Raw genomic sequence first — 15711 nt, 5'->3', positions numbered from 1 at the left:
CGGAGCACCTTCCCTTCCGGTGGTCGCTCCTGGCCGCTAGTGTTTGTTTCTGTTCGGATCTGTTCGCTCACGTGAAGTCTGGAAGGGGCCGATGCTCGCGCGGCAGCGCCATGCGGCGATCCTCGACCGGGTCCGGTTGACCGGCGGCGTACGCGTCGGCGAGTTGGCCGCCGAGTTCGGCGTCTCCGACATGACCATCCGCCGCGACCTGGACCTGCTGCATGAACGTGGCCTGCTCGCCAAGGTGCACGGCGGCGCCACCGTCGCCGGCGCCACCAACGAGCCGGGCTTCCAGGCGAAGTCGGTACGCCAGCAGGCCGAGAAGGCGGCCATCGCGGCGCATGCCGCGAAGCTGGTCCGGCCCGGGGCCGCGATCGCGCTCTCCGCCGGCACCACCACCGCCGAACTGGCCCGGCAACTGGTCGACGTGCCGGCCCTGACCGTGGTGACCAACTCGCTGCCGGTGGCCGACATCCTGCACCAGCGGGGCCGCGCCGACCAGACGGTGGTGTTGACCGGTGGGGTGCGCACCCCCTCGGACGCCCTGGTCGGGCCACTGGCCGTCGGCGCCGTCCGCACCCTGCACCTGGATCTGCTCTTCCTCGGCGTGCACGGAATCACCGAGCGGACCGGTTTCACCACCCCGAATCTGACCGAGGCCGAGACGAACCGGGCACTGGTCGCGGCGGCGGACCGGTTGGTGGTGCTCGCCGACCACACCAAGTGGGGAACGGTCGGCATCTCGGCCATCGCCGACCTGGGCGCGGCCGACGTGCTGGTCACCGACGACCGGTTGGCACCGGAGGCCCGACGACTGCTCACCGACCGGGTCGGCGAGCTGATCGTCGTGCCGGTCACCGAAGGCGGGACATTGCGATGAAGCGTACGGCGATCAGCCTGGCCGACGGCCGCGAACTGATCTACTTCGACGAGCGCGACGACGCCGTCCGGGACCAGCCGGACCGGCGTCAGTTGCCGCCGCCCCCACCCGCCTCCCAACTGCGCTACGACCCGCTCACCGACGAGTGGGTGGCGCTGGCGGTGCACCGGCAGACCCGGACCTTCCTCCCCCCGGCCGACCAGTGCCCGCTCTGCCCCTCGACGGCGGAGCGGCTGAGCGAGATCCCGGCCCCGGAGTACGCGGTCGCGGTCTTCGAGAACCGGTTCCCGGCGCTGAGCGGGCGGGTGGTGGCGGAACCGGCCGCGATCACCCCGTTCACCGCGGCCCGGCCTGGGCAGGGGCGCTGTGAGGTGGTCTGCTTCACCGACGATCACGACGCCTCGTTCGCCGCGCTACCGCCGCGCCGGGTGCGTACCGTGCTGGACGCGCTGGCCGACCGGACCACGGTGCTCGGCGGGCTGCCCGGCGTCGAGCAGGTCTTCTGCTTCGAGAACCGGGGGGTGGAGATCGGGGTGACGCTGCACCACCCGCACGGGCAGATCTACGCGTACCCGTTCGTCACCCCACGGACCCGGTCGCTGCTGGGCGCGGCCCGTCGGCACGCCGAGCGCACCGGCGGCAGCAACCTCTACGCCGACGTGCTGGCCGCCGAGCGCGCCACCGGCGAGCGGGTGGTGGCGACAAACCCGCACTGGACGGCGTACGTCCCGGCAGCCGCCCGGTGGCCGTTCGAGGTGCACATCGCGCCGCACCGGGCGGTGCCCGACCTTCCGGCATTGACCGACGCGGAACGCGACGCGTTCGGACCGCTCTACCTGGACCTGCTGCGCCGCTTCGACGGGCTGTTCGACAGTCCCATGCCCTACATCGCCGCCTGGCACCAGGCACCGGTACGCGTCGAGCGTGAGCTGGGGCATCTGCACCTGCAACTGTTCAGCGTCCGGCGGGCGGCGGACAAGCTGAAGTACCTGGCCGGCTCGGAGTCGGCCATGGGAGTCTTCATCAACGACATCGCCCCGGAGCGGGCCGCCGAGTTGCTGCGCGCGGTGTGACGGACGGCCCTCGCAGGTCGCCACGCCGGGCGCGGCATCGGGCAGCAGGAGACGGGACAGCAGGGCGCGGGGGGCCCGGGACAGGGCCCCCCGCAGGGAAGGGACGGCTGGCTGTACTCGACAGCCGGGAAGGCTGGCTGCTGGGCACGCGCGTCGCGCGGTGGCGACGGTCAACCTTCCAGGACGGGACTGGCATCTCGTCCACCCGGGTCAACGAGGCGCGCCGGACGAAGTGACGCCGACTGGCGCGTCCGGTCGCGACACGCCGCTGTTCCGGGTACGGAAACACCGAACCCGCCGGCGCTCGGGCCGGCGGGTTCGGTGAATGGGTCTCAGGCAGCGAGGCGGCGAGCCAGGTTCTCGTCGAGCGTGTTCATGAACTCGTCGGTGGTCTGCCACGGAGCGTCCCGCGAGATGAGCAGCGCGAGGTCCTTGGTCATCTGGCCGCTCTCGACGGTGTCGACGATGACCTGCTCCAGCGTGTTGGCGAACTCGCTGACCGCCGGGGTGCCGTCCAGCTTGCCCCGGTGGGCCAGGCCACGGGTCCAGGCGTAGATCGAGGCGATCGGGTTGGTCGAGGTCTTCTCGCCCTTCTGCCACTGCCGGTAGTGCCGGGTGACCGTGCCGTGGGCGGCCTCGGCCTCGACGGTGCGACCGTCGGGCGAGAGCAGGACCGAGGTCATCAGGCCGAGCGAGCCGAAGCCCTGCGCGACGGTGTCGGACTGCACGTCACCGTCGTAGTTCTTGCAGGCCCAGACGTAGCCACCCTCCCACTTGAGCGCGGCGGCGACCATGTCGTCGATGAGCCGGTGCTCGTAGGTGAGGCCGGCGGCGTCGAACTCGGCCTTGAACTCGTTCTCGAACACCTCGGCGAAGATGTCCTTGAACCGGCCGTCGTACGCCTTGAGGATGGTGTTCTTGGTGGACATGTAGACCGGGTAGTTGCGGTCCAGGCCGTAGCGGAACGAGGCCCGGGCGAAGTCCCGGATCGACTCGTCGTAGTTGTACATGCCCATCGCGATGCCGCCGCCGGGGAAGTTGGCGACCTCCATCTCGACCGGCTGCGAGCCGTCGGCGGGGGTGTAGGTGATGGTCACCGTGCCCGGGCCGGGGACCACGAAGTCGGTGGCCTTGTACTGGTCGCCATGGGCGTGCCGGCCGATGATGATCGGCTTGGTCCAGCCGGGGACCAGCCGCGGCACGTTGGACATGATGATCGGCTCGCGGAAGACCACGCCGCCGAGGATGTTGCGGATCGTGCCGTTCGGCGACCGCCACATCTTCTTCAGGCCGAACTCCTCGACCCGGGCCTCGTCCGGAGTGATGGTGGCGCACTTGACGCCCACGCCGTGCTCCTTGATGGCGTTCGCGGCGTCGACGGTCACCTGGTCGTCGGTGGCGTCGCGGTGCTGGATCGAGAGGTCGTAGTAGTGCAGGTCGACGTCGAGGTAGGGCAGGATCAGCTGCTCCCGGATCTGCTTCCAGATGATCCGGGTCATCTCGTCGCCGTCGAGCTCCACGACCGGGTTGTTTACCTTGATCTTCGCCATCCGCCGGCGCTCCTCTCAGGGGACATGCTCAAGCAGTACGAGCGTACTGGATCGGCTCGGACAAGGAACGCCGCGCCCACCGGTCGGCCCGCGCCGGCAGGCTGGCGACACGGACGTGCGCCGGGCCCGGCGGAGCAATACCCCACCGCGCCCAGCGCACACCAGCACGCGGACCGCCTGGTTCAGCCGGCGGCCTCCGGCCCGTGCACCCATTGCACGAGTTGGAGGATCACCCCGTTGGGGTCGGCGACCTGGAAGAAGCGCTCCCCCCACGGCTCGGTCTGGATCGGAGTGGCGATCGGCACACCGGCGGCGGTCAGCCGGGCGTACTCGGCATCGATGTCGTCGACCACAAAAGCGACGATCACACCCTCGGTCCGCTGCGTCCGCAGGCTCTCCGGCTGAAGGCTGGCCAACCCGGTACGCAGGAAGATCAGGTTGAAACCGACCCCGTCCCGGGCCAGCGAGACGAAGCCCTCGGCCGACATCTGCTCCTGGAATCCGAAGTGCTGCTTGACGAACGCGACCGAGGCCGGCACGTCCTCGACGTTGAGCGAGATCGCCGATGCAGTGATGTGCACGCGCACCCCCTGTGCGGAGACAATAACTACGTACATTGTACAACGTACTGCGTACGGCGATTCGACCTGCGAAGATCGGAGGGTGCCCGACCACCGCACCGGAGGCGGAGACCCCGCTCACACCCTGCGCCTGCTCTGGCGGCAGACCGACGATGTCCCTCGTCGTGGCCCCCGCCAGGGCCGCTCCCTGGACGACATCGTCACGGCCGCGATCGAGTTGGCGGACGCCGAAGGGCTGGACGCGGTGACCATGCGAGCGCTCGCCCAGGCCGTCGGCGTGGCACCGATGACCCTCTACACCTACGTTCCGGGCAAGGCCGAACTGCTCGACCTGATGCTTGACGCGATCTACACCGGCATGCCCAGGCCGGACCGCTCCGGCGACCCGTGGCGGGCGCGGGTGGCGGCAGTGGCGACGGACAACCGGGACCTCTTCACCGCCCACCCCTGGGCCGCCGAGGTCGCCACCGGCCGCCCGCCGCTCGGGCCGGGTCAGATGACGAAGTACGAGTACGAACTGCGCGCCTTCGACGGCACCGGGCTGGACGACGTGACCCGCGACGCCGCATTGACCTATGTCCTCGACTTCGTCCGGGCTGCCGCCCGCTCGGCGGCCGAGGCACGCTCCGCCCAACAGGAGAGCGCCTGGACGGACGAACAGTGGTGGACGGCGAACGCACCCCTGTTGACGCAGGTGCTCGACGAGCGACGCTTCCCGACCGCCGTCCGGGTCGGTGCCGCGGCCGGAGCGGCTCAGAACGCCGCATACCACCCCGACCACGCGTACGAGTTCGGCCTGGCCCGGGTCCTGGACGGCCTGACCACCCTGATCGCCGCCACCCCCACCACCCCACCGGCCCACCCCGCCGGGGAACCGCCACATTGACCAAGAGGTTTGCGTCTCGGATCAGCTTTCCCGAGACGCAAACCTCTTGATCGACTCAATTCGGTGCGGTCACATGGACGCGACGTCGGCCTGCTTGGCGCGGACGGCCTCGGCGGCCTCCTTGAGCGCGGCCAGCTCGTCGGCGTCGAGGTCGGTCTCCACCACGCGGTTGACGCCCTGGGCACCGATTTCGGCCTCGACACCCAGGTAGACACCGGAGATGCCGTATTCGCCGTCGACCCAGGCGCAGACCGGCATGACCTCGCCGGAGTCCTCCGCGACCGCCTTCGCCATCCGGGCCGCCGCCGCCGACGGGGCGTAGTACGCCGACCCCGTCTTGAGCAGCGCCACCACCTCGGCGCCACCGTTGCGGGTACGCACGACCAGGTCCTCGATCTGCTCGGCCGGCATCACCTCGCGCAGCGGCTTGCCGTTCACGCTGCTCTGCGACGGCACCGGAACCATGGTGTCGCCGTGCGAACCCAGGGTCAGCGTCTTCACCGACTTCACCGGCACCTGCAACGCCTCGGCGACGAAGTTGGTGAACCGGGCGGTGTCCAGCATGCCGGCCTGGCCGAGCACCCGGTTGCGCGGGAACTGGGTGGCGATCTGGGCCAGCGCGGTCATCTCGTCGAGCGGGTTGGAGACCACGATGACGACGGCGTTCGGGGCGTACTTGGCCACGTTCTCGGCGACCTGGCGGACGATCTTGGCGTTGGTCTCCAGCAGGTCCATCCGGCTCATCCCGGGCTTACGCGGCAGGCCGGCGGTGATGACGACCACGTCCGAGCCCTCGATGCCCTCGTAGCCCTCACCGTTCGGGCCGGTCGTGACCCCGACGACCTTGGTCTCGAAGCCCTCCACAGCACGCGACTGGTTGAGGTCGAGGGCGATGCCCGCGGGCTTACCCTCGATGATGTCGGTGATCACGACGGTGTCGAAGACGTCGTACTCGGCCAGGCGCTGCGCGGTGGTAGAGCCGTAGAATCCGGCCCCGACGACAGTGACCTTCTTACCCATGGTCGTCCCACTCCCTGATACCAGTCGGTTTTCCGGACCGTATCAGCCATCCTGGCACCGTTCGGGCCAGGGGCGGACGGTTATGGGCGTTCGGCCCGCTCCACGACGTTGGTGAGCAACATGGCGCGGGTCATCGGCCCGACCCCGCCGGGCATCGGCACCAGCTTGCCGGCCACCTCGGCCACCTCCGGGTCCACGTCGCCGGTGTAGCGGCCCTTGCCGTCGGGGCCGATCACCCGGGTGATGCCCACGTCCACCACGACCGCACCCGGTGTGATCATGTCCCCGGTGAGCAGACCGGGTACGCCCGCCGCCACGATCACGATGTCGGCGGCCCGGGTGTGCCCGGCCAGGTCAAGGGTGCCGGTGTGGCAGAGGGTGACGGTGGCGTTCTCGCTCCGCCGCGTCAACAGCAGCCCCAGGGGGCGCCCGACGGTGTTGCCCCGGCCCACCACCGCCACGTTGGCGCCGCGCAGCGGCACGTCGTGCCGGCGGAGCAGTTCCACGATGCCGCGCGGAGTGCAGGGCAGCGGCGCGTCGTAGCCGAGCACCAGCCGGCCCAGGTTGACCGGGTGCAGGCCGTCGGCGTCCTTGTCCGGGTCGATCAGCTCCAGCACCCGCTGCGTGTCCAGGTGTGCCGGCAACGGCAGCTGGACGATGTAGCCGTGGCAGGCCGGATCGGCGTTCAGCTCGGCGAGGACCTGGTCGACCTGCTCCTGGGTGGCGTCGGCCGGCAGTTCCCGGCGGATGGAGGCGATGCCGACCTCGGCGCAGTCCCGGTGCTTGCCGTTGACGTACGCCTGCGAGCCCGGATCGGACCCGACCAGCACCGTGCCGAGCCCTGGCACGATGCCCCGTTCCGCAAGCGCCTTGACCCGCGCCCGCAGCTCGTCCTTGATCTCGGCCGCGGTCGCCTTGCCGTTCATAAGCGTCGCCGTCACGAGCAGATCGTCTCACGCCCGCCGCCACCGGCTCCCCCGACCTCGACGACCGCCCGATCGGCCGAACAGACTACTTTGCGTGAGGTGTCGTTAGTCACTTAGCGTAACGCCTTGTGCAGCACACCACAGCAAATCAGGATGTCGGGGCACAAATGCCTGCAATCCGGCGATCATGACGAGCAGCCCCAGGCACCCCAGCGCCCCCCTGATGCGCCCCAACCAACCACATCTCCGCACGTCAAGGCGGGGTATCGGCAGCGCGCGTAGCACGCGGGTGTCAACCCGACAAGGCCGGGGGTGGCGTTCCGTTACCCCTTCGCAACCGCTACGTTGCCGATTCGCGGCATATGACCTACCGTTGCCCGTCGTTGCGCAGCGTCACCCAATGCCGGGCCCGACTGCGCAGCGTAATGGAGATGAGGAGGCTAGATGCGTGTTCGTAGGCTTGCCGCCTGGACCGCCCTCCCGCTCGCGGTGACCCTGGGCCTGGTGGCCTGCGGCTCGGGCGGCGACGGTGGATCCGGCGAGAGCGACCCCAACGCGGCCGTGCGGATCGAGATCGCCGAGCCGCAGCACCTGGTGCCGACCAACACCAACGAGACGAGTGGCTCCCAGGTGCTCGCCGCCCTGTTCAGCCCGCTCGTCGACTACGACGAGGCCCACAAGCCGTACGAGGTGGCCGCAGAGTCGATCACGTCCGAGGACAACACCACCTGGACGATCAAGCTCAAGGACGGCTACACGTTCCACAACGGCGAGAAGGTGACCGCCGACAACTACATCGACGCCTGGAACTACGGCGCGTACGCGCCGAACGGGCAGAACTCCAGCTACTTCTTCGAGAAGATCGCCGGCTACGACGACCTCCAGGGCGAGAGCCCGAAGGCCGACACGCTCAGCGGACTGAAGCAGGTCGACGACCTGACCTTCACCGTCACGCTCTCGCAGCCGTACAGCGAGTTCAAGTCGATGCTCGGCTACACCGCCTTCTACCCGCTGCCCGAGGCCGCGTTCAGCGCTCCCGGCGAGTTGGCTGAGGGTTACGAGCAGGCGCCGATCGGCCAGGGCCCGTTCAAGATGAAGGGCACCTGGCAGCACGACGCCAAGGTCGAGGTCGAGCGGTACGAAGCCTTCCCCGGCGAGCAGCCGAAGGTGGCCGGCGTCGAGTTCCGGATCTACCAGCAGCTGACCGCGGCGTACGCGGACGTGCTGTCGGACAACCTCGACGTGATCAAGACCATCCCGACCGAGAACCTCTCCACCGCCGGCACCGACCTGGGCGACCGCTTCCTGCAGAGCCCGGCGTCCTCGCTGCACTTCCTGGCGTTCCCCACCTTCCAGGACGAGTTCAGCAACCCGGACGTGCGCAAGGCCATCTCGATGGCGATCGACCGCGAGGAGATCACTCGGTCGATCTTCAAGGACTCGCAGCAGCCGGCCCGCGCGTTCGTCTCCCCGGCCGTCGCCGGCTACCGGGAGAACACCGTCGGTGCCGCGGGCGAGTTCGACCCCGCCAAGGCCAAGGCGCTCTACCAGGCTGCCGGCGGACCGTCGAAGATCACCCTGTCCTACAACGGCGACGGCGGTCACAAGGACTGGATCGACGCCACCTGCAACCAGCTCAAGGCCAACCTGGGCGTGGACTGCGTCGGCAGCGCCGAGCCCAAGTTCGCCGACCTGCTGACGAAGGTCAAGGCGAAGCAGCCGGTGGGCCTGTTCCGGATGGGCTGGATCATGGACTACCCGTCCATGGAGAACTACCTGGGCCCGCTGTACAGCACCAACGGCTCGTCGAACTACTACGGCTACAGCAACCCGGACTTCGACCGTCTGCTCGCCGAGGGCGCCAGCGCCCCAAGCGAGGAAGAGGCGATCAAGAAGTACCAGGAGGCCGAGGACCTGCTGGCCGAGGACCTGCCGGTCGTACCGCTGCGGTTCGGCCAGAACAACTTCGGCCACTCGACCAAGGTCAAGAACGTCGAGATGGATCTCTTCGACCGGGTCAACCTGACCAAGATCGAAGCGATCAAGTAACACTCACGCCGGCGGGTCGGGTCATCGCGAGGTGACCCGACCCGCCACGCGGTTCGCCCCTTTTCAGGGAGACTGCCAATTATGTTCCGCTTCGTCGTGCGGCGTCTGCTCCAGATGGTCCTGGCCTTCTTCGGGACCACGCTGATCGTCTACGCGCTGATGTTCGCCGGTCAGGGTGACCCGATCCAGGCACTCGCCGGGGAACGCCCGGTCACCGCCGCGCAGCGGGCGTACCTCACGGAGAAGTACCACCTCGACGCCACCGGGATCGGCGGCTTCTTCTACCGGTACTTCGACTACATCTCGAATCTGCTCCGCGGCGACCTGGGCGAGTCGCTCACCGGACGGTCGATCGGCGACATCCTCGCCGCCGCCTGGCCCGTCACGATCAGGCTGGCCCTGATCGCCATCGCGGTCGCGGTCATCTTCGGTGTCACCGCAGGCGTGCTCGCCGGCATCCGGCGGGCCAGCATCTTCGACAACGCCACCCTGCTGCTGACCCTCCTGGTGCTCGGTATCCCGACCATCGTGCTCGCCCCGCTGGCGCAGTACTTCCTGGGTGTCAAGTGGCAACTCTTCCCGCCCACCGCCGGCGCCGACCCCGACTTCTTCGCGCTGCTGTTGCCGGGCATCGTGCTCGGCTCGCTCTCCCTGGCCACCGCGCTTCGGCTGACCCGTACCTCGGTAGCCGAGAACCTGCGCGCCGACTACGTGCGTACCGCGCGGTCGAAGGGCCTGCCGAATCGGCGGGTGGTAAGCGTGCACGTGCTGCGTAACTCGCTCATCCCGGTGATCACCTTCCTCGGCGTCGAGGTCGGCAACCTGATGAGCGGCGCGATCATCACCGAGGGCGTGTTCAACATTCCCGGCGTCGGCTTCAACCTCTTCCGCGGCATCCGCACCGAGGACGGCCCGCTGGTGGTGGGGATAGTCAGCGTGCTCGTCGTGGTCTACCTCGTCTCCAACCTGGTGGTCGACGTCCTGTACGCCGTCCTGGACCCAAGGATCCGCTATGAGTGAGCGCACCCTCAGCAGGTCGATCATGAAGTTGTTGCCCCGACACGCCGCAGAGGCTGGCAACAACTCCATGATCGACGCTCGTGGTGGGGTCGACGGCATCGAGGTGCCGGCATGAGTGACTTCGAGACGGTGGCGGCGTCGGAGAACCAGGCCGCCCGGCGCGGGCCCTCCGGGGAACCGGGTACGCCGAACCAGGTGGGTCAGCCCCGCAAGCCGCGCAGCCTGGCCGGCGATGCCTGGCGCGACCTGCGCCGCAAGCCGATCTTCTGGATCAGCCTGATCCTGGTGCTGCTGGTGACCGCGATGGCCGCCGTGCCGGGCCTGTTCACCAGCAACGACCCCGCCGACTGCATCTTGTCCCGGCAGCACGCGGCGCCCTCCGGCGGAGCCATCTTCGGGTACGACTTCCAGGGCTGCGACACGTACGCCCGGGCGGTCCACGGCGCTCGCGCGTCGCTGCTTGTCGGCGCCCTGAGCGCGCTGTTCACCGGCCTGATCGCGCTGGTCGTGGGAATGCTCGCCGGATACTTCGGCGGCTGGGTCGACGCGGTGCTCTCCCGGGTGATCGACATCGTGCTCGGCATCCCGCTGCTGCTGGCCGCGATCGTTCTGCTCAAGCGCATCGGCAGCGACAGCGCCACGGTACGCGTCGCCGCGGTCATCTTCGTGTTGGCGGTGCTCGGCTGGACCACCGCCGCCCGGGTGGTCCGTTCCTCGGTGATCACCGCGCGGGAGCAGGACTACGTGGCCGCGGCCCGGATGCTGGGGGCCGGCAACGGGCGGATCATGTGGCGGCACATCCTGCCGAACGCGCTCGCCCCGGCAATCGTGGTGCTGACCATCGCGCTCGGCTCGTTCATCGCCGCCGAGGCGACGCTGTCCTTCCTCGGCATCGGGCTGCGGGAGCCGACCATCTCCTGGGGCATCGAGATCAACAACGGTCGGGTGCACATGCGGGAATCGGCGACCCCGCTGGTGGTTCCGTCGACCTTCCTGGCGCTGACCGTCCTGGCCTTCATCATGCTCGGCGACGCGATCCGCGACGCCTTCGACCCGAAGCTGCGGTGAGGCGATTCATGCGAGCGCGAGGAGTGAGCGCAGCGAGCCCCGCAGTCGCGAGCGAAAGGCAGGCACCGCGAGCGCGAGGAGTGAGCGCAGCGAGCCCCGCAGTCGCGAGCGAAAGGCAGGCACCGTGAGTCAGCACGCCGTCCGGCCGACGCCGGCCTCGCCCACCCCGCCCGGCGGGCACCTGCTGGAGGTACGCGACCTGCACGTCGAGTTCCGCACCGGCGAGGGTGTGGCCAAGGTGATCAACGGGGTCAGTTACCACCTGGACCCGGGCGAGACGCTCGCCGTGCTGGGCGAGTCCGGCTCGGGCAAGTCCGTCACCGCCCAGGCCATCATGGGCATCCTGGACACTCCGCCGGCCCACATCAGCTCGGGCGAGATCTGCTACTCCGGCCGTGACCTGCTGAGTCTGCCGGAGGAGCAGCGCCGGCAGATCCGGGGCAAGGAGATCGCGATGATCTTCCAGGACGCCCTCTCCGCGTTGAACCCGGTCTTCCCGGTCGGCTGGCAGATCGGCGAGACGCTGCGCCAGCGACTCGGAATGTCCCGCGCGGACGCCCGTCGTCGCTCGGTGGAGCTGATGGACCTGGTGCAGATCCCCGCGGCGGGGCGGCGTCTCGGTGACTACCCGCACCAGTTCTCCGGCGGCATGCGGCAGCGGGTGATGATCGCGATGGCCCTGGCGATGGAGCCGAAGGTGCTCATCGCCGACGAGCCCACCACCGCGCTGGACGTCACCGTGCAGGCCCAGATCATGGATCTCCTCGGCGACCTGCGGCGGGACCTGGAGATGGCGATGATCCTGATCACCCACGACCTCGGCGTGGTCGCCGACGTCGCGGACCGGATCGCGGTCATGTACGCGGGTCGGATCGTCGAGCACGCCGATGTCCGATCGCTGTACCGGGCGCCCGCCCACCCGTACACGAAGGGTCTGTTGAACTCGATTCCGCGCCTGGACCAGCGGGGCGGGAAGCTGTCCACGATCCGCGGCCTGCCGCCCAACCTGATGCGGATCCCCAGCGGTTGTCCCTTCCACCCCCGGTGCCCGTACGCGCAGCAGGTCTGCGTGGACGTGGTGCCGCACGATCTGGTCCTCGGTGACGGCCGGACCAGCGCGTGTCACTTCGCCCAGGAGGTACGTGATGACCGCGCCGGCTAGCCCCACCACCGTCCGCGGCGAGACCCTCCTCGACGTCAACCACGTGGTCAAGCACTTCCCGATCACGCAGGGCGTGGTTCTCAAGAAGAAGACCGGGGCGGTCAAGGCCGTCGACGGGGTGAGCTTCCAGCTGCGCCGGGGCGAGACGCTGGGCATCGTCGGTGAGTCGGGCTGCGGCAAGTCCACCCTGGCCCGGCTGCTGATGCGGCTGGAGAAACCCACCGCCGGCCGCGCCACCCTGGCCGGTCGAGACCTGTTCGCCGCCTCCGGCGGTGAGCTACGCCGGATCCGGCGCAACATGCAGATGGTCATGCAGGACCCGTACACCTCGCTTAACCCGCGGATGACCGTCGGCGACATCATCGGCGAGCCGTTCGAGATCCATCCGGAGGCGGCCCCGAAGGGCAGCCGCCAGCGGCGTGTCCAGGAACTGCTCGACGTCGTCGGGCTGAACCCGGAGCACATCAACCGGTATCCGCACCAGTTCTCCGGTGGCCAGCGGCAGCGGATCGGCATCGCCCGGGCGTTGGCGCTACGGCCAGAGGTGATCGTCTGTGACGAGCCGGTCTCCGCGCTGGACGTCTCCATCCAGGCGCAGGTGATCAACCTGCTGGAGGAACTTCAGGACGAACTGGGCCTTTCCTACATCTTCATCGCCCACGACCTGTCGGTGGTGCGGCACATCTCCGACCGGGTCGCAGTGATGTACCTGGGCCGGATCGTGGAGATCGGCACCGAGGACGAGATCTACGATCGCGCCACCCACCCGTACACGCAGGCGCTGCTCTCCGCGGCACCGGTGCCGGACCCGGACGCCCGGGAACACCGCAGCATCATCCGGCTGCGCGGCGACGTGCCCAGCCCGGCGGACCCGCCGAGCGGCTGCCACTTCCGCACCCGGTGCTGGAAGGCCCAGGACATCTGCGCCACCCAGGATCCGCAGGCGGTGCTACGCGCCGCCGACCCGCACCCGTCGGCCTGCCACTTCGCCGAACTACGCCCGGGAGGGTGAGCACCGAACCTCCCTCCCTAGTGGATACTGCGGCATCGAAGAAGCACCCGATGACGGATGGCGATCCCCTGCTCACTCACTAGGGTCTACAGCCGTGACGCAGGTGGCGCTACGGCCGACGACAGGCCCCACGGTCGGGGTCGCCGCGACGAACAGCCGGATCGCCGTCCGGTACGTGCAGGCCACCGTCGCGGTCATCGCCCTCGGCATCGTCTGGTGCGTCGCGAACTTCACGGTCGGCGCCGGAACCGAGGCGCTCGCGTACACCTTCGTTCCCGTCGGCGGGGTCTTCGCCGCCGGGTCCGTCGTACACCTGCTCCGCCACGCCGACCTCGACCCGGTCACCCGACGCTTCTGGCGCGCGCTCCTCGTCGCCGCGGTCACCATCACGATCGGGTACGGCTGGCTGGCGCTGGACATGCTGACGCACGCCGCCGAGGCCCGTACCCGAAGCATGCCGTTGCCGGCGGCGGCCTGCGTGGCGATCGGATTCGTCGTCGCCAGCTGGGCGGTGGCCCGGGTGCCGATCGCCGAAACCGGCGGTGTCGAGCGGTGGCGCGTCCTGCTCGACCGCATGATCGCGTTCCTCGGCTGCGCGGCCCTGCTCTGTTACGTCGGGCTGGCCCCGATGCTGACCGCCGACGAGCCGTGGAGCCCGCAGGCGATGGCGCTGGTCGGGCTCGCCTTCCTGGTCGCGGTCGGCGCCGCGACAAAGGTGTCCTTCGTCGCTGGCGGCCCGGTGGATCGCGTCGCCCTACGATTCGTCGCGGCCAGCGGCGGCGTCACCGCCGGGATCGTCGCCGTACTCGCGGTCCGGTTCGGGTACGTCGCCGGCATCCCCGTCCAGGCGATCGTGATGCCGTTGACCCCGGTGTTCTTCACGCTTGGCGTCAGGGCGCAGTGGCGGGCCGGTCTCGGTGTCCGCCGCGATCAGGCCCGCAACGGCGTGCTCCTGCCGTACCTGGCGGTAGTGGCGGTCGACGTGCCACTGCTCGCCGTCGCGTTCGGCGCCCCCCTGAACTGGCCGGTCCGGGTGGTCCTGATCGCCGCCGTGGTGGTGACCGCGCTGGTAAGCGCCCGACAGTTCATCGCCTATCGAGAGAACGCCAGACTGCTGCGCAACACCCGCCTTCAGGAGGAGCGCCTCCAGTACGAGGTCAGCCACGACGGCCTCACCGGGCTGGCCAACCGGGTGCTCTTCCGGGACCGGCTCGCGTCCGCGCTCACCGCCACGACGCCCGCGTCGGTGCTCCTGGTCGACCTGGACGACTTCAAGACCGTCAACGACCTGCTCGGCCACGGCGTCGGTGATCGGCTGCTCGTCTCGGTCGCCCAACTGCTGCGGGCCGAGGTCGGCGACGAGGGCCTGCCGGTGCGGGTCGCCGGTGACGAGTTCGCCGTCCTGCTCACCGGCGCGGACGCCGACCCCGAGGAGTTGGCCGGCCGGCTGCTGGCCGCCCTCGACCAGCCGATCAGTAAGCACCGCCTGCTGGTGCAGGCCAGCATCGGCATCGCCGACGCCGCACCCGGTGCCACCGTCGACTCGGTGCTGCGAGACGCCGACGTCGCCATGTACACGGCCAAACAGCGTGGGAAGGCGAGCTTCGTACGGTACGTGGACGGCATGGGTGAGCCGGTACTGGCGCACATGCAGCTCGGCGGCGAACTGCGGCGGGCCCTGGACGACAACGAGCTGCGGGTCGTCTACCAGCCGATCCTGCGGCTCGACGACAACTGGTTGGTCGGGGTCGAGGCGCTGGTCCGTTGGCATCACCCGACGCGCGGGGTCGTCGGCCCGGCCGAGTTCATCCCGGCCGCCGAGCGGACCGGTCTGATCGTGCCGCTGGGCCGGTTCGTACTGCGCGAGACGTGCCGCCAGGCGGCGGCGTGGTCACGGGAGTTCGGGCCGGACGCACTCCGGGAGGCGGGCCTGAACGTCTCCGCGCGGCAACTGCACGATCCCGACTTCGTCTCCGACGTGACGGCCGCGCTGGCCGAGAGCGGGCTGCCCTGCGAGCGGCTGGTGCTGGAGGTGACCGAGTCGGCGGTGCTCCGCGGTCAGCAGGTCTCCCGAACCCTCTTCGAACTCGACCGGATGGGCATCCGCCTCTCGCTTGACGACTTCGGCACCGGCGAATCGTCGCTCAGCCTGCTGCGGGCCTTCCCCGCCGCGATCGTGAAACTCGACAGGTCCTTCGTCGAGGGAATCGAGATCGACGACGGTCAGGCCGCGGCGGCCGACGCCCGACAGGCGGTGGCCCGCGCGGTGATCCAACTCGCCCGCGCCCTCGGCCTGGAGACAGTCGCCGAGGGCGTCGAGAGCGCCGAGCAGGTCGCCGTGCTCCGCGACCTCGGCTACACCCGTGGCCAGGGCTATCACCTGGCCCGACCGATGACCGCCGACGGCATCTCCTGCCTGCTGGCCCGACAGCGGACCGTGACAGCCATCCGACCGCCGACCTGACCGGATGACCCCCGGCGATG

At 69.5% G+C, this 15711-nt stretch carries 14 protein-coding genes; 10 read left to right on the top strand and 4 right to left on the bottom strand.

From position 1 onward, the window contains the following. The first annotated feature begins 91 nt into the window (after positions 1-91). Together ACFY2A_RS18470 and galT are read left to right on the top strand one after the other, a co-directional pair. A complete protein-coding gene (locus tag ACFY2A_RS18470; protein WP_387172981.1) occupies positions 92-880 on the top strand; it encodes a DeoR/GlpR family DNA-binding transcription regulator in 789 nt (262 codons plus the stop codon). Beyond that, complete coding sequence (gene galT / locus ACFY2A_RS18465) at positions 877-1953, top strand: galactose-1-phosphate uridylyltransferase (RefSeq protein WP_387172979.1); 1077 nt, start codon at positions 877-879, stop codon at positions 1951-1953. The genes ACFY2A_RS18470 and galT overlap by 4 nt, the downstream gene beginning before the upstream one ends. A 332-nt stretch (positions 1954-2285) precedes the next feature. Here the strand turns inward: galT and ACFY2A_RS18460 are convergent, their stop codons facing one another. Both ACFY2A_RS18460 and ACFY2A_RS18455 read right to left on the bottom strand, forming a co-directional pair. Then, positions 2286-3503: an NADP-dependent isocitrate dehydrogenase gene (locus ACFY2A_RS18460; RefSeq protein ID WP_387172977.1), complete on the bottom strand. Its 1218-nt coding sequence runs from the start codon at positions 3501-3503 to the stop codon at positions 2286-2288. 182 nt (positions 3504-3685) lie between these two features. Next, positions 3686-4084, bottom strand: a complete 399-nt coding sequence (locus tag ACFY2A_RS18455) for a VOC family protein (protein WP_387172975.1) — start codon at positions 4082-4084, stop codon at positions 3686-3688. 82 nt (positions 4085-4166) lie between these two features. On the opposite strand from ACFY2A_RS18455, the gene ACFY2A_RS18450 reads away from it, so the two are divergent. Beyond that, positions 4167-4970 carry a TetR/AcrR family transcriptional regulator gene (locus ACFY2A_RS18450; protein WP_387172973.1) on the top strand — a complete coding sequence of 268 codons (804 nt, stop codon included), beginning with the start codon at positions 4167-4169 and terminating at the stop codon, positions 4968-4970. A gap of 69 nt (positions 4971-5039) precedes the next feature. Here the strand turns inward: ACFY2A_RS18450 and ACFY2A_RS18445 are convergent, their stop codons facing one another. Together ACFY2A_RS18445 and ACFY2A_RS18440 are read right to left on the bottom strand one after the other, a co-directional pair. Next, complete coding sequence (locus tag ACFY2A_RS18445; protein WP_363922618.1) at positions 5040-5990, bottom strand: malate dehydrogenase; 951 nt, start codon at positions 5988-5990, stop codon at positions 5040-5042. Positions 5991-6070: 80 nt separating this feature from the next. Then, positions 6071-6931, bottom strand: a complete 861-nt coding sequence (locus ACFY2A_RS18440) for a bifunctional methylenetetrahydrofolate dehydrogenase/methenyltetrahydrofolate cyclohydrolase (RefSeq protein WP_387172971.1) — start codon at positions 6929-6931, stop codon at positions 6071-6073. 429 nt (positions 6932-7360) lie between these two features. Between ACFY2A_RS18440 and ACFY2A_RS18435 the strand changes: the two genes are divergently transcribed. The 7 genes from ACFY2A_RS18435 to ACFY2A_RS18405 all read left to right on the top strand — a co-directional run bounded on the left by ACFY2A_RS18435 (position 7361) and on the right by ACFY2A_RS18405 (position 15691). After that, a complete protein-coding gene (locus ACFY2A_RS18435; RefSeq protein ID WP_387172969.1) occupies positions 7361-8965 on the top strand; it encodes an ABC transporter substrate-binding protein in 1605 nt (534 codons plus the stop codon). An 81-nt stretch (positions 8966-9046) separates the two neighbouring features. After that, entirely contained in the window at positions 9047-9985 is a 939-nt protein-coding gene (locus ACFY2A_RS18430) for an ABC transporter permease (protein WP_363922612.1), read from the top strand. Beyond that, positions 9978-10100, top strand: coding sequence for a hypothetical protein (locus ACFY2A_RS18425; protein ID WP_387172967.1), 123 nt, complete (start codon positions 9978-9980; stop codon positions 10098-10100). The genes ACFY2A_RS18430 and ACFY2A_RS18425 overlap by 8 nt, the downstream gene beginning before the upstream one ends. Beyond that, a complete protein-coding gene (locus ACFY2A_RS18420; protein WP_363922608.1) occupies positions 10097-11053 on the top strand; it encodes an ABC transporter permease in 957 nt (318 codons plus the stop codon). The genes ACFY2A_RS18425 and ACFY2A_RS18420 overlap by 4 nt, the downstream gene beginning before the upstream one ends. Positions 11054-11177: 124 nt before the next feature. Next, positions 11178-12215 (top strand): ABC transporter ATP-binding protein, encoded by a 1038-nt coding sequence (locus ACFY2A_RS18415; protein WP_387172965.1) that lies wholly within the window; start codon positions 11178-11180, stop codon positions 12213-12215. Further along, positions 12199-13227: a dipeptide ABC transporter ATP-binding protein gene (locus tag ACFY2A_RS18410; protein ID WP_363922604.1), complete on the top strand. Its 1029-nt coding sequence runs from the start codon at positions 12199-12201 to the stop codon at positions 13225-13227. The genes ACFY2A_RS18415 and ACFY2A_RS18410 overlap by 17 nt, the downstream gene beginning before the upstream one ends. A 94-nt stretch (positions 13228-13321) precedes the next feature. Further along, positions 13322-15691 carry a putative bifunctional diguanylate cyclase/phosphodiesterase gene (locus ACFY2A_RS18405; RefSeq protein WP_387172963.1) on the top strand — a complete coding sequence of 790 codons (2370 nt, stop codon included), beginning with the start codon at positions 13322-13324 and terminating at the stop codon, positions 15689-15691. Positions 15692-15711: the final 20 nt, after the last annotated feature.

The organism is Micromonospora sp. NPDC000442 (assembly GCF_042898635.1).
In the GTDB taxonomy this organism is placed as follows: domain Bacteria; phylum Actinomycetota; class Actinomycetes; order Mycobacteriales; family Micromonosporaceae; genus Micromonospora.
The sequence above is the reverse complement of the archived record's forward strand: the minus strand, read 5'-3'. Positions and strand labels throughout refer to the sequence as shown.

Coding starts and splice junctions, on each gene's coding strand:
- ACFY2A_RS18470 (WP_387172981.1), top strand. CDS start 92: ATGCTCGCGCGGCAGCGCCATGCGGCGATCCTCGACCGGGTCCGGTTG.
- galT (WP_387172979.1), top strand. CDS start 877: ATGAAGCGTACGGCGATCAGCCTGGCCGACGGCCGCGAACTGATCTAC.
- ACFY2A_RS18460 (WP_387172977.1), bottom strand. CDS start 3,503: ATGGCGAAGATCAAGGTAAACAACCCGGTCGTGGAGCTCGACGGCGAC.
- ACFY2A_RS18445 (WP_363922618.1), bottom strand. CDS start 5,990: ATGGGTAAGAAGGTCACTGTCGTCGGGGCCGGATTCTACGGCTCTACC.
- ACFY2A_RS18435 (WP_387172969.1), top strand. CDS start 7,361: ATGCGTGTTCGTAGGCTTGCCGCCTGGACCGCCCTCCCGCTCGCGGTG.
- ACFY2A_RS18430 (WP_363922612.1), top strand. CDS start 9,047: ATGTTCCGCTTCGTCGTGCGGCGTCTGCTCCAGATGGTCCTGGCCTTC.
- ACFY2A_RS18425 (WP_387172967.1), top strand. CDS start 9,978: ATGAGTGAGCGCACCCTCAGCAGGTCGATCATGAAGTTGTTGCCCCGA.
- ACFY2A_RS18420 (WP_363922608.1), top strand. CDS start 10,097: ATGAGTGACTTCGAGACGGTGGCGGCGTCGGAGAACCAGGCCGCCCGG.
- ACFY2A_RS18410 (WP_363922604.1), top strand. CDS start 12,199: ATGACCGCGCCGGCTAGCCCCACCACCGTCCGCGGCGAGACCCTCCTC.